Here is a 23,062-nt window from a genome sequence, read left to right on the forward strand (position 1 = left end):
ATTAAGGTGACCGATTGCACCCTGGCCATCGCCGATCTGGTTGTCGAACGCGGGGACCGGCGCATCGTCGACGGTCTTTGCCTGTCGCTGGCACCGGGGGAAATCTATGCGCTGCTAGGTGGCAATGGCGCGGGCAAATCGACCACGCTGTTTGCGATCCTGGGCTTTCTGCCGTTCTTGTCGGGAACGCTCACCGTTTGCGGGCAGGACCCGCGCTCCAGCCCGGATGCGGTGCGCGCATCGGTTGCCTATCTGCCCGAGAATGTCGCGCTGTACGATCACCTGACCGCGCGCGAGAATGTCGAGTATTTCCTGAAAGTTGCCGATTGCGCCAGGCCACGCGCGGATATCGAGCAGGCGTTTCAGAGCGTCAGCCTGGCCGCCACCGCCTGGGACCAGCGCGCCGGGCGCTTCTCGAAAGGGATGCGGCAGAAGACCGCAATCGCGCTCGCTTTGCTGCGCAACACACCGCTGCTGCTGCTCGATGAACCGACATCGGGGCTGGACCCGGCAGCCGCAGCGGATTTCCACGCGCTGCTCGAAGCGCTGTCGGCGCGCGGGGTCTCGATCCTGATGGTCACGCACGACCTGTTGGGCGCAGCCGATACCGCCGACCGCATCGGCCTGATCGCGGGCGGACGGATAGCCAATGAATGGCGCGCGCAAGACACCGCTCCGCGCTTCGATCTCAACACGCTGCACGACGGCTTTGCGGGCGTGAAATGAACCGCAGCCTGATCATTGCCGCAGCCGAGCTGCGCCTGATGCTGCGGTCACGGCTAGCGCTGGTCGGGGTCGTAACCTTGCTGCTGCTGTCCGCAATCGCGGCGGTCACCTCTGCGGTGCAGATGACCGAGGCCGCACGGGCGCGCGCGCAGGCGCAGACCGAAACCGATGCGCAGTTCGAGGCGCAGCCCGACCGCCACCCGCACCGCATGGTGCATTATGGCACCTATGCGCTGCGCCCCGTCGGGCCGCTCGCCGCGTTGGATCCGGGCGTGGATTCCTTCACCGGTACGGTGGTGTTTCTCGAAGGGCACCGGCAGAACAGCGCGACCTTCGGCGCGGCGCGTGAATCATCCGATCTGCTGCGCTTCGGCCAGCTGACCCCGACGTTCGTGCTGCAGACATTGGCGCCGCTGCTGCTGATCTTCCTGGGTTTTGCAACCGTCGCGCGCGAGCGCGAGCGCGGCAGCCTGCGCGCACTGGCGGCGCATGGCGCAAGCGCAGGCAGCATCGTCGGCGGCAAGGCGCTTGCGCTGGGTCTGGTCGCATTGCTCGCGCTGACACCCGCGCTGGTGGCCTTGGGCTGGGCGGCGCTGCGCCAGCCGCATGAAGCCGCCGTCGCGCTGGTGATCGCGCTCGCTTATGCCGGGTATCTCGCCGCCTGGGTGCTGGGCATCGTGGCGCTGTCGGCGATTGCGCGAACATCGCAGGGCGCGTTGATCGCGCTGATCGCCGCCTGGGCGCTGATCGTGGTGCTGGTGCCGCGCGCCGCGGCAGGTTGGGCAGGCGTTGCCGATCCGCTGCCCAGCCGGGTCGACACCGAACTTGCGATTGCCGCGGACCTGCGCCGCATCGGCGACAGCCACAACCCCAACGATCCGCATTTCGCCGCGTTCAAGGCGAACCTGCTCAAGCAATATGGCGTCACCCGCACCGAGGACCTGCCGTTCAACTATCGCGGGCGCCTGGCTCAGGAGGGCGAGCGGATCACCTCGCAATTGTTCAAGGACTATGCCGCGCGCGCCGATGCCATCCGCGCGCGCCAGTCCGGCTGGCTGGCCTTGGCAGGCGTATTGAGCCCCGCGCTGTCGGTGCGCAACGCGTCGATGGTCGGCGCCGCCACTGATCTGACGACCCACACGGCGTTCATGAATGCGGCGGAAGCCTATCGCTTCGATCTGGTTCAGAGGCTCAACGGCCTTCAGGCCACCGCGGTGTCCGGCGCCGATGACAACGCGCGCAGCAAGGACCCGCTGGCCGACCGGCGCACGCGCATTTCCGCAGACTTCTGGAAGACCATGCCCCGGTTTGATTTCGCCGCGCCCTCGGCATCGGCTCGGATGGCAGCGATGCTGCCCTCGCTGGCGCTGCTAGCGCTGTGGATCGTGCTGGCGCAGGGCGGGCTGGCGCTGGCTGCGCGGCGGATGGGAAGGCTCGGCGCATGAGCAGCATGATCCGTGAAATCTGGCTGCTGGGCCGCAACCGCGCTGCGCTTGCCGCTTTGGTGCTGCTGGCGGTGTTCGCCGCCGCAGGCGTCGCCATCGGGCTTGCCAATGTCGCACGCGATCAGGCGATGATCGAGCGGATGCTTGCAGGCCAGCCCGCCGAAGAAGAAGCGGTGGCCAGCTTCGTGAAGGATGCCGGCTATGGCGCCTATTACGGGTTCCAGCCGGTCTGGGATCCGCCATCGGACCTCGCCTTCGCCGCGCTGGGCAACCGCGACATCGCGCCTGCCATCCTGCGGGTGCGCTCGCTCTCGCTTGAAGCGCAGCTCTATGAAAACGAAAGCGCCAACCCAGAGCTGTCGCTGGCCGGTCGGTTCGACCTTGTGTTCATCACCATCTATATCGCGCCATTGGTGCTGATCGCGCTGCTGCATGACCTCTGGTCGGGCGAGCGCGAGGCGGGGCGGCTGTTCATGCTGTCCGCTCTCCCCAGGGCGCGTCGGCGGCTTTGGTCTGTGCGGATTGCGGTACGGATCGCAGGCGTGCTCGCCGCGCTGTTGATCCCGTTTGCAGTGGGTGCCGTGCTGGCAGGAACCGCCCTGCCCCGCGCGCTGGCCTTCGGCGGGCTGATCACGCTGGCGTGCCTGTTCTGGTCGGTGGTCATTCTGCTGGTGGCGCGGCGCGGCGCAAGCTCGTTGGTCAACGCAGCGACCCTCGCGTCGATCTGGTTCGCGCTGACACTGGTCGTTCCCGCTGCCGCCAATCTGGTGATCAACGCCGCCGTACCGGTGCCCGATGGTGCGGCGCTGGCGCGCGAGAATCGCGAATTCGTCCACGGCGCGTGGGATCGCCCACGCAAGCAGACGATGGACGCGTTCCTGGCGCTCTATCCGCAGCATGCAGCCGGAAGCGCGTTGCCGCCCACCTTCCACTACAAATGGTATTTCGCCTTTCAGCACTTGGGCGATGTGCATGTTGCCAAGCAATCGCAGGCCTATCGCGACGGCATCGCGGGCCGCGCAGCCTATGCCCGGGCTGCGGGCTGGGTGCTGCCACCAGCGGGTATCGCGCAGGCCATGACTGCGCTAGCGGGGACGGACGTCACCGCCCAGCTTGAATTTCAACAGCGCATCCGCGCCTATCATACGCGACTGCGCGAGTATTATTATGACTATCTCTTCAGCGAACGCCCCTTCGACGTCCAGATCCTTGCGGATGTTCCGCGCTTCGATCCTGCTGACGGCAGCGGCACTGGGGCTGACTGACCCCGCTCTTGCTCAGCGTGTCACCGACAATGCCGCGGGCGGCGCCGAGGATGCCTTCGGCACCAGCATCGGCAACGAACGCGTCGGACTCTACAGCGGCAACGACGTGCGCGGCTTTTCACCGGTCACCGCCAATAACATCCGGCTGGAGGGGCTGTATTTCGACCGTCCGGCCTCGTTCACCGACCGGCTGGTGCAGAGCAATGTCGTTCGCGTCGGGCTGACCGCGCAGAATTATCTGTTCCCCGCCCCCACCGGCATCGTCGATTACAAGATCCGCCCCGCGGGCAACGACTTCGTGCTCAGCACCATGTTCGGCCTCAACAGCTGGGGCGGCGGGCGGCTCGAGCTCGACGCGCAGATTCCTGTGATCAAGGACAAGCTCAGCCTGGTGGCAGGCGTGGCCGGTTTCGTCGACGAGCTCGCGCCGGGCAACCAGTCGTTCTTCGGCTCCTATGCGCTGGCCGCACGCTGGAAGCCCGCGCCGGGGATCGAGGTCATCCCGTTCTGGAGCCGGATCGACCTCTACAACCGCGAGGCCGCGCCGCTCTACACGCCCGAAGGCGCGTTCCTGCCGCCGCGCGTCGAGCGCCGCCGCTTCCCCGGCCCCGAATGGGCGGACCAGCGCAACACCGTGCAGCATTACGGCGCGCTGACCAAGGCACGGCTCAGCGACAAGTGGCAGCTTGCTGCCGGGCTGTTCCGCTCGACATCGGACAGCAGCACCAATTTCGCGCAGAACTTCATCGCGATGCGCCCCGACGGCACAGCGATCCGCCGCGTGACAAGCGACCCGCCCTTGTCGCTCGCGGGGACCAGCGGCGAACTGCGCCTCAGCCGCACTTTTGCCGATGGTCCGCGCCGCCACACCGTGCATCTCGCGGTGCGCGGGCGCGAGCGGGTCAGCCGCTATGGCGGCGGCGGGCGGATCGATTTCGAACGCGCGCCGGTGGACGAGGTGCTCGATATCCCCGCGCCCGATTTCACCTTCGTGCCACAAACCGGCGAGACCGTGCGCCAGGGGATCGCGGGCGTCGCCTATGACGGCCGCTGGGCGGGCGTCGGAGGTCTCAGCCTCGGATTGCAGCACACCTGGTATGCCAAGCGGGTCGATCGCCCCGGCGCCCCGCTCGCGCGCACCGACGATCAGGCTTGGCTGCCCAACATCACCGCCTCGCTCGAGCTCAGCGATCGGCTGGCGGTCTATGGCAGCTACACCAAAGGGCTCGAGGAAAGCGGCATCGCACCCGACAGCGCCGCCAATCGCACCGAAGCGCTGCCTGCTATCCCGACATCGCAGATCGATGGCGGGCTGCGTTGGAAGGCGCCCTGGGGAATGAGCCTGATCGCGGGGCTGTTCGATGTGCGCAAACCCTATTTCGCCGCAGATGAGGCCAATGTGTTTCGCGAGCTGGGCGATGTCCGCCATCGCGGGATCGAGCTCTCCGCCGCCGGGCCGCTCGCCAAGGGGCTGACCGTGGTCGCGGGCGCAGTGCTGATGCAACCGCGCGTCACCGGCGATGGGGTCAGGCTGGGCCGCGTCGGGCGGCGTCCGCTGGGCCAGCCATCGCAGCTGCTGACGCTGGCGACGCAATATGCGCTCCCCGGCGCGGAAGGCGTGCAGCTGACGTTCAACGTCACCCACCGCGGCACCCGCGCCGCAGATACGCGCAATCTCGTGACCTTGCCTGCGCGCGCCATCCTGGATGCAGGGGTGCGCTGGCGGTTCGATCTGGCCGACAACCCCGCGCTGCTGAGGGTGCAATTGCAGAACCTCACCAACGCCTATGATCTCGCTCTGGTCGGCAGCGGCAGCTATCAGGTCAATTCGCCGCGCCAGCTGACGATGTTCCTCACCGTTGATTTCTGACGCGGGAACGCAAGCGGGCGGAGCGACTAAGCCCCGCCCGCCTGGAGCGCTTACTTTGCCACGCCCATTTCACTCAGCAACCGCTGCGCGCCATCGACCTTTTCCATGGTCCACAGCATGAAGCGGCTGTCGACGTGGATGGTACGGTTGATTGCGGCATCGTACGACCAGTCGGACACCACGCCATCGAGCGTGCCATCGAACGCCAGTCCGACGAACTCGCCGCGCGCATTGAGCGTCGCCGAGCCCGAATTGCCGTTGGTGATGTCCACGGTCGACAGATAGTTGACCGGCAGCGTGCCCAATTTGGCGTCGGTATAGGAACCGAAGTCGCGCGCCTTGAGCTTGTCGATCGCAGCCTTGGGGGCATCGAACTCGCCGCGCCCGGTCTGCTTGGCGACCAGTCCTTCCGCGGTGGTGAACGGCGTCCAGATCAGGCCGTCGCGCTGCTTGCCGGTGACCTTGCCATAAGTGAAGCGCAGCGATCCGTTGGCATCAGGGTACAAAGTGCGGCCCTGTGATTTGGCGAAGGCGAGCTGCCCAGCCATCACCTGCGAGCGGGCTGCCTGCAGCCGCCCTGCCCGCTCCTTGGCCTTGTCCTCATCCGCCTTGGCGCCCGGATAGGCAGCCACCGCGAGCTGGATGAACGGATCGGCCGAGGCCTCGAACGCGGATGCGGGCTTGTCCATCCAGCCAATGCGCTGCGCGGTGTCGCCCAGCTGGGTGTCGGCGTACATCCGATCCATGCCGATCGCGGCGATCTTGGTTTCGAGCGGCGCATTGCGCTTGTCCGCCGCCACCTTGGCATATTCGCCCAAAGCCTGCTCGAACAGCACTCGGTCGACGCCTGCATCGAAGCGGCGCTCGATCTGGGTCAGGCGTTCGCGGATCGAAAGCCGATCGCGATCCTGGAAGCCGGGCTCACGCTGCGCGTCGGGCTTTTCGCGCTCCTTCGCCCAGCGATACAGCGTTCCTGCCGCCGACAGCAGCTGCGCGCGGCCCAATGTCGAGAGCCGCAGGCTGTCCACGCGGGCCTGGTTCGATTCGGCGACCAGCGCGTCGAGATCGGCGAGCGCCTTGCCATACTGGCGGGTGCGCGCAGGGTCCGCCGCCACCCAAGCGCGGAAATCCGCATCCGCGCGGTCCTTGCGGCCCAGCAGGTCGATGGCATCGGCCCCGGCGATCTCGCCCAGCAGCTTCTTCTTGTAGTTGTCCGATCCCTTGAGGATCGATGCGTATTTGATCTCGGCATCCTTGTTGCCCGCCACCGCCTTGATAATCGCATCCGAATAATCGGCGCGCAGCTGCTGGTCGATGGCATAGACCTGCTCGAAATTGTGGCGAACCTCGGCGGCGGTCCAGTGGCGCTGGGTGACGCCGGGGAAGCCCGCGACCATCACGAAATCGCCTTCCTCCAGCGGCTTGTCGGCAATTTTCAACCACGACTTGGGCTTGTAGGGCACGTTGTCCTTGGAATACGGCGCCGACGAACCATCGGGCGCGACATAGGCGCGGTAGAAGCCGAAATCGCCGGTGTGGCGCGGCCACTGCCAGTTGTCGGTCTCACCGCCGAAATTGCCGATGCCGCCAGCGGGTGCATAGACCAGCCGGACATCCTTGATCTCGAGCTGCTGCTGCAGGAAATAGGTCTGCCCGCCGAAATAGGGGCGAACGTCGCAGCGGCGGTTGGCCTGCTTTTCGCATTCGGAGATCAGGCTCTTGCGGTTGCTTTCCAGCCGGTTGTAGCGGTCGAGGCCAGACAGCTTGCTGGTGACACCCTTGGTCATCGCCGCGGTGACGTCGCGCAGGTCCTCGATCACATAGATGCGCGATCCCGGCGCGGCCTGAACCTCGTCGGCGTTGGTCTGGGCCAGGAATCCATCGGTCAGATAATCCTGGCCGGGCTTGGAGTTGTACTGGATCGACCCATAGACGCAGTGGTGGTTGGTCGCGACCAGACCTTCCGGGCTGACGAACGAGGCCGAGCAGCCGCCCAGCGAGACGATGGCATTGAGCGGCGCGGTCTTGAGGTCGCCCAGATCGGCGGGCGATAGCTCGAGCCCGGCCTCTTTCAGCTTGTCGCCGAGCGCAGGGGTCTGGCCAGGAAGCCACATGCCCTCTTCGGCAAATGCAGGCGCGGAAAGCAGCAGCGCGGTGGTGGCAAGCAACAGGGTATGACGCATTAAGGAACCTCCGGATGATCGCAAAAGCGATGGATGGTCGCCCAGATAGACCGGGCAAAACGGCTGGGCAAGCGCGGTGGAAAGGCAGGACGCCAGGGTCACAGATCGACCGTCAGATAGGCGCTGACCAGCCTTCCGTCGAAGATGTCGTAAGCGCCCGGGCCGCGCAGATCGAACCCGCGGACATCGAAGACATTGCTCATCGAGACGCGGAAGGTCGCAGGCGTTCCGTCCAGATCAAACGCATAGCGTCCGCCCAGCGACACCAGCGTGCGCGCCTCGATGAACACGGCATTGTCGATCGTCGCAGGCTGCCTGCCGGAATGGCTGATGCCGGTGTCGACCGAAACCCCGGGGAGGAACGGCAGGCGCCAGTCCAGATTGATGTCGATCCGCTCGCGCGGCGTTCCCACCGGGCGCCGGCCCAGCCGGCTCAGCCGCACGCCATCGCCGGTCACCCTGGGATCCAGCAGCACGCCGCCCAGCGCGATGCTGAGGTTGCCGGTGACCTTGCCTGAGAGCGAGAGCTCTATGCCGCGGTTGCGCACATCGCCCAGCGCGCGGAAGACATTGTCGACATCCAGATCGAAATAAGGCTTGCGCAGATCGAACACGCCGGCAACCAGCCGGACATCGGGGCTGATCTGGTAGCGCAGCCCTGCCTCGGACTGGCGGGTGATGATCGCAGGCAGCGCCTCGTTGCGGTTGAGCGCAAAGGCAGGCGCGACCCCGCTTTCCTCAAGCCCGCGCGTGTGGCTGGCATAGATGGCCAGATTGTCGATCGCGGTGATCGCGACGCCGAGATTGTATAGCAGCGGGGTTGAGCGCGTGCTCACCGTGCCGAACACCGGCTGGTCGACGCGTTTGCGATAGTCGCTGTAGCTCAGGCCCAGCGTCAGTTCGCCCACCGATTGCCACTGGCCCTGATAGGCGACGCCCGCAAACCATTGCCGCACGCTGTCATTCGCCTGCGGCCCGAAGGCGAAACCGGGCCGGGGCGGATTGAGCACCTCGCCGATGCGGACCGGCCCCAGATCGATCCGCGCGGCGCCATCGAACACCTGCCCCCGGTCGCGCCCGCGCAGGCTGACGGTGATGCGATGCGTGCGCTCGGCCTCTGCAAAGACCTTGCTCAGCCTGACCTCGCCGCTGGTCGATGCAAGCTTGGTCGGCGGATCGGCAAGGATCAGCTGCGCGCCCTCGCCCTGCGGCGTCAGGTCGAAGATCAGGTTGGTGAAGGCGCGCGCGTCATCGAACAGCGACCGGAACAGACCGCCGCGCAGCTCCCAGTCGTCGCCCAGATCGGCGCGTCCGAAGGCACCGTAGTTGATCGCAACGCCGCGGTAGCGCGCCCAGTCAGGCCCGAAATAGCGGCGGCGCGGCACGCGCGGCGGGCGGAAGTCGCCGGCGGGGATGTAGATCGGCCCCGCCTCGTCGCCATACAGGTCCGACCGCGCCCAGAAGGGGATGATCTCGATCCGGTCGCTCGGCGTGATCCTGACCGAGACTGCCTCGATATGCTGGAAGCTGTCGGTGGCGTTGTAGAAGGCGTTGCGATAGACGCCCGCGCCGACCCCCAGCGCGAGCTTGTCCTGGATCAGCGGCAGGCTGACATCGACCTCAGCGCCTGCGGCACCAAAGCTGTTGATATCGACCAGCGCGGCGAGCGATGCGCTGTCGCCGGGCTTGCGAAAGCTGTAATCGACGATGCCGGTCGGCGCGGGAAAATCGAACCCGAAGGCGCTGAGCCCCACCCGGATCGTGGTCGAGCGGCGGATGCGGCTGGTCAGCCCCCAGACCTGATCGAAATACAGCCCCTCGATGCGGATGTTGCCCGCCCGTGTGGGAGAAAAACCGCGCACCTCGGCCGCGCTGTAGATCCCGATGGTCTCTCGCCCGACACTGACCCCGAACCCGTCCGATGCGGCGCGCACTGCATTCTCGCTCGCGCGGCCCTGTTCGCCCAGTGCATTAGCCTGTTCGGCGGAGGGGCGATCGTCAGCGGGCTGCTGGTCATCGATGACGGGAGGGTCGGTGTCGTGCGCCAGCGCGGACGCGGGCATCGCGACGCTCGCCGCCAGCCAGGCCGCCCATCGCATGCGCGCGCCGTTAGCCATTTGGATGCCGGTCGGGCGTATCGATCACCAGCACCAGCCGCTTGTCCCCGCTGCCCTCGATCGGCGGCGAGCGATGCAGGCAGGCGCGATGGCCCGGGCCAAATTCCTGCCCCTTGAACAGCGCGACCGCGCCTGTCGCAATGCGCTGCAGCGGAGCGTCGGGAACATCGCCCAGCGTATAGTCGGTGCCCGGCCCCGCCAGCGTGCAGATCAGCCTGAGATCGGTATAGTCGGCGTGCACCTTGCGGCAGGCGTTGCCGGTCACCCCCTCCAGCCGCACCCGCACCGTCTCGCACCGCATCAGCGCGGCAAAGCGGGTGGCGAGATCGGTGATCGCAGCAGTGAGCGCTGGAGGCATCGGCGGCAGCGCCTGTGCCACCGTGTCGGGCGGACCAGCGGCGCGATGGCCGAAGGGGGCAAGATCGAGCAGCGGCGCGATCTCGTCCCACCGCAGCAGCACGGCCTCGGGGTTGATGACGATCCGGGTGTCCGGATCGAAGATGTACTGCCAGCTTGTGATGGCAGGCGGATGGTTCAGAGTTGCAGATGCACTGGTCATGGCTCAGGCGCTCTCCAGGACACGGGCCTGTTCGCCCCAGGCCGGAAACGGATCGGCGAGGCGCTGCCAGGCATCGGGGGTATAGCCCTCGGCGTCGACCAGACAGGCATCGAGTCCGGCGCGAAGCCGCGCCTCGTCCATATTGATGCCGATGAACACCAGTTCCTGCCGCCGGTCGCCCCAGACCGCATCCCAGTTGTGCGCGACGAAATCCTCGAACTGGTTGTCGTGCGGCCACTGGTTCTTGGGCACCGATGCCCACCAGCGGCCCAGCCGCGACGTCATCGTCTGCGATCCCGCCACCGCGAGTTCGCCGACCCATTCGGTGCGCGTCGCCAGCCAGAAGAAACCCTTGGCGCGGACAACACCTTCCAGCCCGTCTCCGGTCAGAAAGGCATAAAAGCGATCGGGCGCGAACGGACGGCGCGCACGATAGACGAAGCTCTCGATGCCGTATTCCTCGGTCTCGGGCCGATGGGTGGCATAGCCGTACAGCTCCTTGGCCCATAAGGGATGCTCTGCCGCACGGTCGTCGTCGAACAGTCCGGTGCCGAGGATCTGCGCAAGATCGACCTTCGAGCGGCTGGCGGGGATGATCCGCGCATCGGCGTTGAGCGAGGCGCACAATTTGGTGACGGTCGCCAGATGCTCTGCGGGAACGTCCTCGGCCTTGTTGACGATGATGACATCGGCAAACTCGATCTGCTCAACCAGCAGCGCGACCAGGCTGCGCGTATCGTCCTCGCCGAGGGATTCGCCGCGATCGGCCAGGAATTCGTGGCTGGCATAATCGTTGAGCAGGTTCACCGCATCGACCACGGTCACCATGGTGTCGAGCGTGGCGACATCGCCGAGGCTCTCGCCTGACTCGTCGCGGAAGCTGAAGGTTGCCGCGACCGGCAGCGGCTCGGAGATGCCGGTGCTTTCGATCACCAGATAGTCGAACCTGCCCACCTCGGCGAGGCTGCGCACCTCCTTGAGCAGATCGTCGCGCAGCGTGCAGCAGATGCAGCCATTGGTCATCTCGACCAGCTCCTCGCTCGCCCGGCTGAGCGCCGCCTCGCCGCCGCGCACCAGAGCGGCGTCGAGGTTCACTTCCGACATGTCGTTGACGATCACCGCGACGCGCAGGCCCTCGACATTGGCCAGGATGTGGTTGAGCAGCGTGGTCTTGCCCGCGCCGAGGAAGCCAGAAAGCACGGTGACGGGCAACTTGCGGTCCGGGGCGGGTATCGGCGTGGGCATGGGGAACCTTTCTGGTGTTGCTATGTAACGTTATATCATTATAGGCTCGTGCGCAGTTCGACAAGTGGAGAAGTGGAGATGATTCCCAGCAGCCTTGCAGGCGCCGTGCGTGCGCCGAAATCGGCTGACTTTGCCGAAGGCGTGGCGATTTCCGCGTCGATCCTGTGCTTGATCCACTGCCTTGCGCTGCCGCTGCTGCTGGCAGGCTCGCCCTGGCTCAGCTATGCTCTGGCGCTGCCCTTCGACATGCATCTGTGGATTGTGCTGATCGCAGGGCCGGTCAGCGCATGGCTGCTGCTGACCGCAGCGCGGCGCCAGCGGATCGGGGTGTTCATCGCCGGACTTGCCGGGCTTGGCGCGCTGGTGCTGGCGCTGGTGCTGCCGGTACCAGAGCCGGTCGAAACCGCGATGAGCACGCTGGGAAGCCTGATGCTCGCCGGCGCGCATGTGGCAAATTGGCTGGCACGCCACGGCCCTGGTCAGCGTTGCGCCTGATGCACCGATAATCCGCCCGAAATCACCCGACCGCGGCCTGAAAGCTTTTGCGTTTGATCTTGGTTATGTTGTATCGTCGCACTCTGATCCGACGGAGGTGTCCCCGATGCGCAAATCCCTTATCCTGTTGCTCGCCGTGACGGCATTTGCCGGCACCGCCCCTGCGGCATCCTCATGTGATCTGGAAGGCTTCGGCTTCACCCGGGTGAATCCCTTCGGGCTCAATGCATCCTGGGGCGTGCCGCAGAATCACCAGCAGAGCCAGCCACCTGCCACCCGGCAGGCTGCCAGCGCCCAGAATGCTCGCCAGAATGCGCCGGCGCGGACCGATCAGGCGAACAACGCCACCGACCCGGCAGCCGCATCGCAGCGTGCCGAGCGCGCCCCCCAGACCCCACCCGGCTTCGTTCCGGTTTCGGCTGAGGCGGCTGCAAGCCAGTCCCGGCGCTTCACGGCGACCAAGGATTGATCGCCCCGTCCCAGCCATGAGCCTTTTGCTTGAGCACGTTGCGTTCCATTATGCCGAACGCCCGATCCTCGATGATTTCAGCTTTGCCATGGAGCCCGGCGAACACAGCCTGCTGATTGGCGCATCGGGCAGCGGCAAGTCGACGCTGGTCAATCTGGTGTGCGGGCTGCTCACGCCCGACAGCGGCACCATCGCCATTGCGGGCGAGAGCATGACCGGGCTCGGCCCCGCCCGGCGCGACGATCTGCGCAGGCGCCGAATCGGGCTGGTCTTCCAGACGCTGCGGCTGGTCTCGGCGCTCGACCTCACCGGCAATATGCTGCTCGCTCAAAGACTTGTGGGGGGCACCGGCGGGCGCGACCGCGTGGCGATGCTGATCGAGCGGCTGGGACTTGGCCACCGCGCCCATGCCCTTCCCCGCCAGCTCAGCCAGGGCGAGGCACAGCGCGCTGCCATCGCCCGCGCGCTCATCGGCCAGCCGGACCTGATCATCGCCGACGAGCCGACATCGGCGCTCGATCATGCCAACATGGAAAAGGTAGTCACTCTGCTGCGCGAGTGCGCGCGCGAGGCGGGTTCAAGCCTGCTGATCGTGACGCACGACGACCGGCTGCGCGATCATGTCGCCTCGGTGCGCGAGATCGGCCCAATGGCCGCGCAGGCTGCAGCATGATCCGGCTGGCATGGGCCTATATGTGCGACCGCCCGCTGACGGTGGGGCTCAACGCGCTGCTGCTGGGCATTGCGGTTGCAACGCTGGTGCTGCTGCTGCAGTTCGCCACACAGGCTGGCGAGCGGTTCGAGCGCGATGCGCGCGGCATAGATCTGGTGGTCGGCGCAAAGGGGTCGCCGCTGCAGCTGGTGCTGTCGAGCGTCTATCATATCGACCAGCCGACCGGAAACATCCCGCTGGGCGAGCTGGCGCGGCTGCGCGCCGACCCCAGCGTGGGCAAGGCTGTTCCGCTGGCGCTGGGCGACAATTTTGAGGGTTTCCGGATTGTCGGGAGTGATTCAGGCCTGCTCGATCTCTACGGCGCGAGGATCGCGCAAGGCCGCGCTTTCGCGAGGCCGTCAGAGGTCGTGCTCGGCGCGGATGTCGCGCGGCGCACCGGCGCCGGGCTGGGGCAGAAATTCGTTGGCAGCCATGGCCTGGAGACCGACCCCGATGGCGAACAGGGCCATGACCATGCGCCGTTCGAAACCGTCGGAATCTTGGCGCCCACTGGTACCGCGCTCGACCGGCTGATCATCACCTCGGTTGAATCGGTGTGGGACGTGCACGGGATCGCGCATGACGAGCACGATGATGATCATGAGGGCGAAGCCGGGCATGACCACGCCGATCATGACGATCACGATCACGACTCCGAGCATCATGACGAAGCGCTGCAGGCAGAAGCCCCGCAGCCGGAGATCACCGCGATCCTGGTGCGCTATCGCAACGCGGCCGCCGCGATGCGCCTGCCCACCCAGATCAACCGCCAGACCGCTTTGCAGGCCGCCGCGCCCGCGGCAGAGGCAGCGCGGCTGCTCGGGCTGTTCGGCTCGGTGATCGAGGGCGCGCGCTTGTTCGGCTGGCTGCTCGCGCTGTCGGCCGGGCTCAGCCTGTTCGTCGCTTTGTGGAGCGCGACCCGCGCGCGCGAGGGCGATCTGGCGCTGCTGCGGGTGATGGGAGCGACACCGGGGGCGGTGTTCGGCACGATCCTGGTGGAAGGGCTGCTGATCGCGGCGATCGGCGCAGTCGGAGGCATCGCGCTCGCGCACGCGGCGATGGCGGCAGCATCCAGCGCCTTCCCGACGATCAGTGAACTTGGCATTTCGGCGCTACGCTTCCTTCCCGGCGAGGCCGTGATCCTCGGCGCGGCGCTGGCCATCGGGCTGGTCGCGGCAGCGATCCCCGCCATCCGCATCTTCCGGGTCGATCTGGCCGAAACCCTGGCAAAATACAGTTGAGGACACCTCCCATGCGCAAGCTCATCCCCGCCATTGCGGCGCTCGCCCTGATCGCCGTCCCGCAGACCGCCTCGCACGCTGCAATGCAGCAGGGCAAGAAGGCCCCGGTCGAGGATGTCTGGAAGCCCGCAGCAACCCCCAAGGGCGGCGTCTCCTGGGCGGTGCTGGAAGCCACCAAGGAACAGACCCGCACCGGCAAGGACGGCTATCTTTATTCCAAGCCGCTGTTCACCCCGGCGGTGAAGGCGCTGGCCGGCAAGCGCATCAAGGTGGCCGGCTGGATGAAGCCGCTCGAGACCGGCAGCCGCCAGAAGCACTTCGTCCTGCTCGCCTATCCCCCGGGCTGCCCGTTCCATTTCCACGCCATCCCCAACCAGTTCATCGAGGTCTATGCCGACATCCCGTTCCCGACCAACGAGACCAGGATGTTCGTGGTGACGGGCGTGCTTGAGCTGACCGGCCAGGACGAAAGCGGCATCTTCTATCGCCTCAAGGCCGCCAGCCCCGCCTGACGCTCCCCGGCCTGACGGCAACCGCCGGATATTGACGCGCGGCCGCAGCTGTGGAAGCAAGGACGCACCGGGACAGGTGCAACCTCCCGGTCAGGCGGTCCGCGCCCAAGCGTTGCCTCTGGCTTGCCTCTCGTGCGAGGGGTCGGCAATTGAGGGAGCCTGGCCCGGTGCCGACACAACCAAACAGAACCGCCGACTTTGCCGACCTGCTGCGCGTCTTCGCGCGCATCGGATGCCTGAGCTTCGGCGGGCCCGCCGCGCAGATCGCGCTGATGCACAGTGAAGTGGTCGACAGGCTCGGCTGGGTGCGCGAGCAGGAGTATCTGCACGCGCTGAACTTCTGCCATTTGCTGCCCGGCCCGGAAGCGCAGCAGCTGGCGACGTGGATCGGCTGGCGGCTGCACGGGCTCAAGGGCGGGCTGGCCGCCGGTCTGCTGTTCGTCCTGCCCGGCGCGCTGCTGATGCTCGCGCTTTCGACGCTCTATGCACTTGCGGCCAATCTTGACTGGTTTTCCGCAGCATTTCTCGGCGTCAAGGCCGCGGTGCTCGCGATCGTGGTCCAGGCGCTGATCCGCATCGCCGGGCGAGCCCTCGACACCCGGTTCAAGCAGGGCCTTGCGATCAGTGCCTTTCTGGCGCTGTTCCTGTTCGACCTGCCCTTTCCGGCGGTGGTGTTGGGCGCAGGCGCGCTCGGAATGATCGTGGCGGCGTGGCGTCCCGGCTGGCTGGCGCTCAAGCCCGTCTCTGGCGACGCCCCCGCGGCAGCACCCACATGGCGCGCGATGGGCCGCACGGCACTAGCGTGGGGCGCGATCTGGGCGCTGCCGCTCGCGGTGGTGCTGGCGACGCTGGGGAAGAGCCATGTGTTTTGGGATATCGGCCTGTTCTTTTCGCAGCTCGCGATCGTGACCTTTGGCGGCGCCTATGCGGTGCTGGCCTATATGGCGCAGGAGGCGGTGCAGACGTTCGGCTGGCTGCAACCCGGCGAGATGGCCGATGGCCTGGGCCTGGCCGAAACGACGCCGGGTCCGCTGATCCTCGTCACCCAGCATGTCGGGTTCCTCGCAGCCTTCCGCTCGCCCGAGCCGTTCTCGCCGATCACCGCGGGCATCCTGGGCGCGGCGCTCACCACCTGGGTGACCTTTGCGCCGTGCTTCCTGTGGATATTCACCTTCGCGCCCTGGATCGACCGGCTGCAGCATGCCACGCGGTTCAAGGGTGGCCTTGCGGCACTGACCGCAGCGGTGGTCGGGGTGATCGCAAACCTCTCGATCTGGTTCGCACTGCACGTGCTGTTCGCACGCGTCACGACCAGCGCAGTCGGCCCGCTGCGGGTCCAGCTTCCCGAGCTTGCCAGCTTCGACGCCCGTGCCGGCCTGCTGTCGCTGGCGGCCGGCTTGATCCTGTTCCGGCTGCACTGGAGCATCCCGCGCACCCTCGCCGTTCTCGTATTGGCCGGGCTCGCAATGGCCTGGATCCCGCTGGGCAGCGCCTAGAACCTCGGCGATCTTTGGTCGTTGGAGGCCATCATCGTGGGCCATGCCCCAAGGGCTCCCAGAGTTCGAGACGGAAATGTGCGCCCTTGCGGCTGTCCCCGGCCTCGCCGACGACCAGCCCGATCCCCGCCGCATCGCACAGGCGCCGGGTGATATCGAGACCCAGGCCGCTGCCGTTGCTGCGATCGCCCTTCTCGAAGCGAGCAAACGGATCGGTGCCCGGTTCGAACCCGGGGCCGTCATCCGAAATCGACAGTGAACCGTTTTCGTATCCGATCACCAGCTGTCCGGTCCCGACATGCTGGAAGCAATTGCCGATCAGGTTGTTGAGCACAAGCTGCAACGAGGTCGGGTGCGCAAGGACGGCGGCGTCGCTATCGATGCCGGTCGCAACCTCGATCAGACTGCCGGGGTAGCGCAGCCTGGCCCAGGACACGGCCTTGTCGATCATCGCCCGCAGCGCCACGCGTTCCTTGCGAACGCCCTCGTTTTCGCGGGCCAGCGCCAGCAGCTGGTCGAGCGCCAGGACCATGTCGGTGGTCGCCGTTTCTATCCGGCGCAAGGGTTCGGCAAAATCCGATGGAAGATCGCGGTTGAGCGCGATGACCTCGGCTGCTCCGGAGATGACCGCCAGCGGCGTGCGCAGTTCATGGCTGGCATCGCGGGTAAAGGCTCGCTCGCGTTCGACAAATCCGCCGATGCGGGCAAACGCCTGCTCCAGCGCTTCTGCCAGCGTCCCGATCTCATTGGCCGGATAGTCCCTTGCATGAAGGACCGGTATCGCCGACTCTGCGCATGCGACATCGTGCGCCAGCGCGCTGAGCGGCTTCATCGCCCGGTTGACCAGCCACCATCCGAACGCGGCCATGACCGCCGCGATGACGAGGCTGAGCCCGGCCAGCAGCACGATGATCGAATCCCGATAGGGGCGAACCAGCAGATCCTGGCTGACTTCGATCACCGCCACCGCTGGCGTCCGCCCCGCACCCGACCTGCCATCGGCCGGATCGAAGCGCTGGACGTGGTAATGGCGTCCCTTGCGACCATAAAACTCGCTCTGCCGGGGATTGGCGGCAAAGTCCTTCCGGATATCCGGTGGCAGCGGCTGGTCTTGGCGATAGATGGTAACGTCGGGGTTGGCGGGTGTCGCAAGTGTGCCCGACCTGCGCCAGGCGGCCGTCTGGTGCGCGACCTCTTCGGCGAGCACGTCGCGAAACAGGCGGTCTTCGGTGGTATAGGCGATACCGAAGGCGGCGAGGCCGAAGATCGCGCTTGTCGCAATGACGCTGCCGATGATCGTGAGGACGATCCGCCCGCGCAGGCTGTGTCGCCTCGCGCTCATGGCGCGACCTTCAGGCGAAACCCGACACTGTGCACGGTCTCGATGATCGGACGGTCGAATGGCTTGTCCACCACCTGGCGCAGCAGGTGCAGATGCGCACGCAGCGAATCGGACGAGGGCGGATCATCGCCCCACAGCCGCAATGTCGCCTCGTCCCGGCTCACGGGATTGGGCCATGCTTCGGCCAGCAGCAACAGCAGTTCCCACAGCAGCGGCGTCAGGCGCAGCAGCTGCCCGTCCCTGGTCGCCGTGCGCGCCTGCCGGTCGATGGTCAGCGGCCCCACCGAAAAGCAATGCGGCTGCCCCAGTTGCGGCCGCAGCGCCAGCGCGGCAACCCGCGCGGCAAGCTCTGCCAGCGAAAAGGGTTTGACCAGATAATCATCGGCACCATGCGCAAATCCCGCCAGCTTGTCGTCCAGCGTATCGCGCGCGGTCAGCATCAATATAGGTATGCGCCGGTCTGCGCGGCGGCGGATCTCGCTGCAGACGCTCAAGCCCCCCCGGTTCGGCAGGGCGAGATCGAGCAGCACGATATCGATCGGGCGGACCAGCGCCTCGCGCAATCCCGCCTCCCCGTCTGCGGCATAATGCATCCGGTGCCCGAGCGCCTCGAGATAGTCGATGATGTTGCTGGCCAGATCGGGGCTGTCCTCCACCAGCAGAATGTCGAAGCTGTTGCTCAAGAGCAGTTTCCCGGCTGTTGCCTCCGCCCCTTGGCGCCCCCCGTGTCAAAAGAACGTCAAAAGGCGTTTCACATCCGCATGACACCCGGTGTGCGAAAGGCGCCAGCATCAACAGACTATCGAAAGGGTAGAAGATGCTGCTGCGGATAACAACGATGCTGACGTTCGCGCTCGCTTGGCTGGTTTTTGCGCCTGCGAATGCCACCACCAGCCAGAACAACCGTGTCCTGCTGGTGATCAGCGGCCATGGACAGGAAGAGGGCAAGGTGCGCCCCGGCTTCGAAATGGACGAACTCACCCAGGCCTATGCCGTGTTCGTGGACAATGGCCTGCAGGTCGATATCGCAAGTCCCGCAGGCGGGGCTGTCGTCGCAGACAAGTTCAATCGCGACAAACCCTACAACCGGCGTTTCCTGGCCGACTCGATGGCCGCAGCCAAGCTGACCGCCACCCGGTCAATCGCAAGCCTGGACAAACAGGACTATGCGGCGGTCTTCATCATCGGCGGCAAGGGCGCAATGTTCGACCTTCCAGTCGACGTTCAGCTCAAGGCGCTGCTTGCAAGGACCTATCAGGCGGGCGGCGTCGTTGGCGCCGTCTGCCATGGCCCTGCAGTGCTGATGAACGTCTTGCTGCAAGGAGGGACGTCGCTGCTCGAAGGGCGGTCGGTCACCGGATTTTCGAACGAGGAGGAAGCGCTGTTCGGCAAGGGCTGGGCGCCGGCCTTCCCCGTGCTACTGGAAAACGGATTGCGCGGCTCGGGCGCAAAATTCAGCGATGCCCCGATGATGCTGAGCCATGTCGTCACGGATGGCCGGCTGGTGACGGGGCAGAACCCCTATTCCACTGCAGCGGCGGCAGAAGCAGTGATCAGGGCCATGGGTCGGACGCCTGCGCCGCGCCAGCCATGGGCCGACGAACGGAGCATATTGCTGCTTGGGCAGATGCTGAATGGCGACGCGGTGCAAGCGCGCGCGGCGTTCAACGCGGACCCGACGCTCTATGATGTTCCGCTGATCGCGATGTGGGGGTTCTTCCGCGCGCAATCGGCGGGATCGGACCGCGGCGTGCTGACCAATGCGGTCGACGTCATGGAACTGGCGCTGCCCCATTTCAGCAGGCCCGAACTCGTCTCTGCCATCGCAGAGGCGCGCAACACGCTTGCCACGATGCCATGACGCGGTGGCGGCCGAGCCGTCACCCACCCCGTTGCACCCTGGCCCGACGCGCCCCGGGGTGAAGGCCGGATCAACTGCAGGAAAGCAATATGCCCGACACGCCCGACACCATAGAGCTGAACGCCATCAGCCATCATTTTGATACGGCAAGCGAACGGATCGAGCTGTTCAAGGGGCTTTCCTGCACGATCCGAGCGGACGAAACCCTGGCCATTGTGGGGCCGTCGGGCGCGGGCAAGTCCAGCCTGCTGGCGATTGCCGCGGGGTTGGAGGAGCCCGCGGGAGGCACCGTGCGCTTCATCATCCATGGCGCGGATGTCGACGCGCAAGCGATGCGGGCCAATTCCGGCTTCATCTTCCAGCAGTTTCATCTGATGCCCGAGCTCGACGCGATCGGCAATCTGGCGTTGCCGCTCAGGCTGAAGGGAAATCGCGACGCGTCCGATATCGCGGCACTCTGGCTCGAGAAAGTGGGGCTGAAAGATCGGGCCCGGCACCGCCCCCACCAATTGAGCGGCGGCGAGCAGCAGCGCATTGCCGTGGCACGTGCCTTCATTACAGCTCCAAGGTTTGTCTTCGCGGACGAGCCGACCGGCAATCTGGATATCCACACATCCCAGGCCGTGGCCGAGCTGATGTTCGATTGCGCGCAGGCGACAGGGTGCGGTCTGGTGATCGTGACCCACAGCAGGCAATTGGCACAGCGTGCCGGCGCGAGCCTGATTCTGGCGGCCGGACGGCTGGAGGAAGCCGCATGAACGCGCTTTGGCTCGCGCTGGAAAATGGCTGGCGAGACCTGCAACAGCAGCACGGGCGGATAGCCCTGGCCACGCAAACCGCATTGCTCTTCTTCCTCATGACGCTGTCGCTCACGAGCGCGTCGATCCAGAGCTATCTGGCCGACAATCTCGATCAGATGCTGGGTTCGGACCTGGTGGTTGAAAGCCATTCGGCGCTGACACGCGATGATGAGCGCGCCCTCAGACGGCTGGCGCCCAGGCTTTCGGTGACCAAGATCAGCGACATAACCCTGACGCATCAGGACAGATGGGCCCGCGTCCAGCTGAAACGGGTGGATGATGCCTATCCGTTGCAGGGCAAGCTTCAGATCGGCGACACACCGGTCGCGCGCCAGCGTGCGGTCAGCCGGGGCCCGGGGGTCGGGGAAATCTGGCTCGAATCCAGGTTGGCGACGAAATTGGGGACGCAGCCTGGCGACACTCTCGTCATCGGCGGCACCCGGCTGCGGCTCGGCGCCATCCTGTTTCACGAACCCGACCGCATCATGGAAGGCCAGGGCACCACGCAGCGGGCGATGGTGCTTAGCCACAGTCTCGACGCAGCATCGCTCGCCAGCAGCAAAGGCCGCACCCGCTATCTCGTCACTGCGGATGAAGAGCAGCAACGGGCGATCGAAGAATGGGTGCGCACGGCGCTGCCCGGTGCAACCGTGATCAGGAAAATTGGCGGTCGACATCCGCTCGCAAGCTTCTGGCAACGCACCGAGAATTTCCTTGGCCTGGCCGCCGTCATCCTGGTGTTCATGGGCGCCGTGGCGCTTGACATGACCACCCGCCGCTGGCTCGCCAGCATGCGCTATCGGCTGGCGCTTTATGCAAGCTTCGGGGTCACCACTCGGACCGGTATTGCGATGGCGCTGGGGCAATGGCTGGCGGGATTCATCCTCGCCATTCTGCTGGGCACCCTGCTGGCGACGCTGGCGTACGTGCTGATCGTCGGACAGCTGCAGGAGCAGTTTCCGGGCCTTGACGCGGCGTGGCACTGGCTGCCCGCCCTGAAGACGATCGGTCTTGTCTTCGTGCTGCTGCTGGCGCTGCAGGTACCCAGCTTCCTCCAGCTGCGCCGCGCCTCGCTGCTTTCGCTGATCCGCAACCCCGCCGAAAACAGCTTTGTGTGGCACCGGCTGTTCTGGAGCATAGCATCGGTCACGCTGCTGGCCGCCGTCTATTCGGACAACTGGCTGCTGACCGGCATGACGCTCGCCGCGATCGCAGCGGCGCTTGTCCTGATGGTGGCGCTGACCTGGACCGTCATCCGGCTGGGTGATCTGTGGGGGCGCCGCCGCGCAGGCCTGCTCCCCTTTGCCTTTTTCATCATGCGCCAGCGCCTGTTCGCCAAATCCGCCCAAGTGCTGGGCTTGGGCCTATCGGGACTGCTGCTGCTGTTCACGCTGATGCTGATGCGCGACCTTAGCACGACGATGGAGCAATATGGTCGCAGCCATGATGGCAATCTGATGATTTCCGAAGCCGGTGCGGACCAGATTGCGGGAATTCGCCATTGGGCGACGCAGACCGGCAGCAGCGTTCGCGCACTGCGCCCTTTCGTGTCGGCCCAGCTTGTCGCCGTGAACGGCGCAAGCCTTGCCGAGCTTGGCGACAAGCGCAGCGACACGCTCGCCACGCTGAAGGATCCGATCCGGCTGAGCTGGGCGGGAGCCATGCCGCAGAACAACCGTCTCGCCGGCGGCAGGTGGTGGTCGGCGGACACGTCGAACTGGCGGCAGATTTCTGCGGAACCTGAAGTGATGACAGACATGGGGCTGGGCTATGGCGACACGCTCACCTACCAGATCAACGGCAAGCTCTATGCGTTTACGCTGGTGGCTAGCCATGCCTACCAGCCGGGGCATGGATCGATCACCTTCTGGTTCCAGGTTCCGCTGGCCGCCAGGGCGCAGATCGAGGCCCCGACGCTCTATATGGGCAGCATGGAGCTGCCGGAACAGGCTTGGGATGCGCTGGCCGGACTGTGGCAGCAATATCCCAGTCTTGCGCTGGTCCCGCTTCGCGAGCTGACCGAACGGTTCGACCGGACGCTCGGGATCGTCACCAGGCTGACCAGCGTCTATGCGGTCATGGTGCTCCTGCTGGCGCTGTTCGTGCTCGCAGCATCGGTCAGCGGTTTCAGCGCAGACGACCGCCAGAAGAACGGCCTGCTGATGAGCATGGGGGTCAGCAAGGCCGACTGCCTGAAGCTGAGTTTCTACGATTGGAGCGTCACGGCCCTGATTGCTGCGATGGGCGCCATCGCGGGGACCTGGAGCGCAGGGTTGCTGATCTATCGCAGCCAGTTCAACCTCACCTACAGCCCGGACCTGGCCTGGGTGGCTGGCATGGTGGTTGCGATGGTGGCAAGCGTATGCCTGGTGGGTTTCATCGCCTGCCGCCAGAGCCTCAACGTTTCCGTGGGCGAACTTATGACTTCCTAGACGACAAACCTCCAAGTGCGGCTACCAGCGCGGCAGGTGAGCACATTGGCTGGGTGTGCGCTTTTGTCCGCGCTCGGGGATGCTCCCGCGCATGCCCTCTCGTTCAACAAGATGACGTGCGAAAATTCTGCGCAGCAACGCTGACCGGCATGCTGACATAGTTTGACAGCCCATCCCAACTAACCGAATCCGGGCCCTCATATTCAAATAGTCATGAATGTTTGAAGATACCGAGATTTCAGCATTGTGATCCCGTTTGAAACAGGGATTTACCGATAGATTTTTGCTATTG

The 23,062-nt window shown here is 65.8% G+C and carries 19 protein-coding genes; 13 read left to right on the forward strand and 6 right to left on the reverse strand.

Annotated features, from left to right (window positions below; genetic code table 11):
• Genes BSY18_RS10675 through BSY18_RS10690 form a run of 4 tightly spaced genes read left to right on the forward strand, consistent with a single transcriptional unit; the run spans position 1 to position 5,306 of the window.
• Positions 1 to 726 (forward strand): ABC transporter ATP-binding protein, encoded by a 726-nt coding sequence (locus BSY18_RS10675; RefSeq protein WP_442856581.1) that lies wholly within the window; start codon positions 1 to 3, stop codon positions 724 to 726.
• Positions 723 to 2,171, forward strand: a complete 1,449-nt coding sequence (locus tag BSY18_RS10680; protein ID WP_069050580.1) for a DUF3526 domain-containing protein — start codon at positions 723 to 725, stop codon at positions 2,169 to 2,171. Before BSY18_RS10675 ends, BSY18_RS10680 begins: the two co-directional genes overlap by 4 nt.
• Complete coding sequence (locus BSY18_RS10685; protein ID WP_069050581.1) at positions 2,168 to 3,436, forward strand: DUF3526 domain-containing protein; 1,269 nt, start codon at positions 2,168 to 2,170, stop codon at positions 3,434 to 3,436. Before BSY18_RS10680 ends, BSY18_RS10685 begins: the two co-directional genes overlap by 4 nt.
• Positions 3,387 to 5,306 (forward strand): TonB-dependent siderophore receptor, encoded by a 1,920-nt coding sequence (locus BSY18_RS10690; protein WP_236823348.1) that lies wholly within the window; start codon positions 3,387 to 3,389, stop codon positions 5,304 to 5,306. The genes BSY18_RS10685 and BSY18_RS10690 overlap by 50 nt, the downstream gene beginning before the upstream one ends.
• A 50-nt stretch (positions 5,307 to 5,356) precedes the next feature.
• On the opposite strand, the gene BSY18_RS10695 is transcribed toward BSY18_RS10690, so the two are convergent.
• The 4 genes from BSY18_RS10695 to BSY18_RS10710 all read right to left on the reverse strand — a co-directional run bounded on the left by BSY18_RS10695 (position 5,357) and on the right by BSY18_RS10710 (position 11,410).
• Positions 5,357 to 7,489, reverse strand: a complete 2,133-nt coding sequence (locus tag BSY18_RS10695) for a S46 family peptidase (RefSeq protein WP_069050583.1) — start codon at positions 7,487 to 7,489, stop codon at positions 5,357 to 5,359.
• A 98-nt stretch (positions 7,490 to 7,587) separates the two neighbouring features.
• A complete protein-coding gene (locus tag BSY18_RS10700) occupies positions 7,588 to 9,588 on the reverse strand; it encodes a TonB-dependent receptor domain-containing protein (RefSeq protein ID WP_171900215.1) in 2,001 nt (666 codons plus the stop codon).
• 10 nt (positions 9,589 to 9,598) lie between these two features.
• Positions 9,599 to 10,165, reverse strand: a complete 567-nt coding sequence (locus BSY18_RS10705; protein ID WP_069050584.1) for a DUF1826 domain-containing protein — start codon at positions 10,163 to 10,165, stop codon at positions 9,599 to 9,601.
• Between the two features lie 3 nt (positions 10,166 to 10,168).
• Complete coding sequence (locus BSY18_RS10710) at positions 10,169 to 11,410, reverse strand: GTP-binding protein (protein ID WP_069050585.1); 1,242 nt, start codon at positions 11,408 to 11,410, stop codon at positions 10,169 to 10,171.
• Positions 11,411 to 11,515: 105 nt separating this feature from the next.
• On the opposite strand from BSY18_RS10710, the gene BSY18_RS10715 reads away from it, so the two are divergent.
• From BSY18_RS10715 to chrA, 6 genes are all read left to right on the forward strand, one after another.
• A complete protein-coding gene (locus BSY18_RS10715; protein WP_171900216.1) occupies positions 11,516 to 11,905 on the forward strand; it encodes a MerC domain-containing protein in 390 nt (129 codons plus the stop codon).
• A 106-nt stretch (positions 11,906 to 12,011) separates the two neighbouring features.
• A complete protein-coding gene (locus BSY18_RS10720) occupies positions 12,012 to 12,374 on the forward strand; it encodes a hypothetical protein (RefSeq protein WP_069050586.1) in 363 nt (120 codons plus the stop codon).
• Positions 12,375 to 12,390: 16 nt separating this feature from the next.
• A complete protein-coding gene (locus BSY18_RS10725; protein ID WP_069050587.1) occupies positions 12,391 to 13,047 on the forward strand; it encodes an ABC transporter ATP-binding protein in 657 nt (218 codons plus the stop codon).
• Positions 13,044 to 14,327 (forward strand): ABC transporter permease, encoded by a 1,284-nt coding sequence (locus BSY18_RS10730; protein ID WP_069050588.1) that lies wholly within the window; start codon positions 13,044 to 13,046, stop codon positions 14,325 to 14,327. The genes BSY18_RS10725 and BSY18_RS10730 overlap by 4 nt, the downstream gene beginning before the upstream one ends.
• Positions 14,328 to 14,338: 11 nt before the next feature.
• Entirely contained in the window at positions 14,339 to 14,839 is a 501-nt protein-coding gene (locus BSY18_RS10735) for a DUF3299 domain-containing protein (protein ID WP_069050589.1), read from the forward strand.
• A 167-nt stretch (positions 14,840 to 15,006) separates the two neighbouring features.
• Positions 15,007 to 16,335 (forward strand): chromate efflux transporter, encoded by a 1,329-nt coding sequence (gene chrA / locus BSY18_RS10740; RefSeq protein WP_069050590.1) that lies wholly within the window; start codon positions 15,007 to 15,009, stop codon positions 16,333 to 16,335.
• A 31-nt stretch (positions 16,336 to 16,366) separates the two neighbouring features.
• Here chrA and BSY18_RS10745 read toward each other — a convergent pair whose 3' ends face one another.
• Entirely contained in the window at positions 16,367 to 17,677 is a 1,311-nt protein-coding gene (locus BSY18_RS10745) for a sensor histidine kinase (protein ID WP_069050591.1), read from the reverse strand.
• Positions 17,674 to 18,360, reverse strand: a complete 687-nt coding sequence (locus tag BSY18_RS10750) for a response regulator transcription factor (RefSeq protein ID WP_216094703.1) — start codon at positions 18,358 to 18,360, stop codon at positions 17,674 to 17,676. Before BSY18_RS10750 ends, BSY18_RS10745 begins: the two co-directional genes overlap by 4 nt.
• Before the next feature lie 134 nt (positions 18,361 to 18,494).
• On the opposite strand from BSY18_RS10750, the gene BSY18_RS10755 reads away from it, so the two are divergent.
• The 3 genes from BSY18_RS10755 to BSY18_RS10765 all read left to right on the forward strand — a co-directional run bounded on the left by BSY18_RS10755 (position 18,495) and on the right by BSY18_RS10765 (position 22,770).
• Positions 18,495 to 19,538: a type 1 glutamine amidotransferase domain-containing protein gene (locus tag BSY18_RS10755; protein WP_069050593.1), complete on the forward strand. Its 1,044-nt coding sequence runs from the start codon at positions 18,495 to 18,497 to the stop codon at positions 19,536 to 19,538.
• An 89-nt stretch (positions 19,539 to 19,627) separates the two neighbouring features.
• Complete coding sequence (locus BSY18_RS10760; RefSeq protein ID WP_069050594.1) at positions 19,628 to 20,296, forward strand: ABC transporter ATP-binding protein; 669 nt, start codon at positions 19,628 to 19,630, stop codon at positions 20,294 to 20,296.
• Entirely contained in the window at positions 20,293 to 22,770 is a 2,478-nt protein-coding gene (locus BSY18_RS10765) for an ABC transporter permease (RefSeq protein WP_069050595.1), read from the forward strand. The genes BSY18_RS10760 and BSY18_RS10765 overlap by 4 nt, the downstream gene beginning before the upstream one ends.
• Positions 22,771 to 23,062: the final 292 nt, after the last annotated feature.

This window comes from Blastomonas sp. RAC04 (assembly GCF_001713435.1).
Classification (GTDB): domain Bacteria; phylum Pseudomonadota; class Alphaproteobacteria; order Sphingomonadales; family Sphingomonadaceae; genus Blastomonas; species Blastomonas fulva.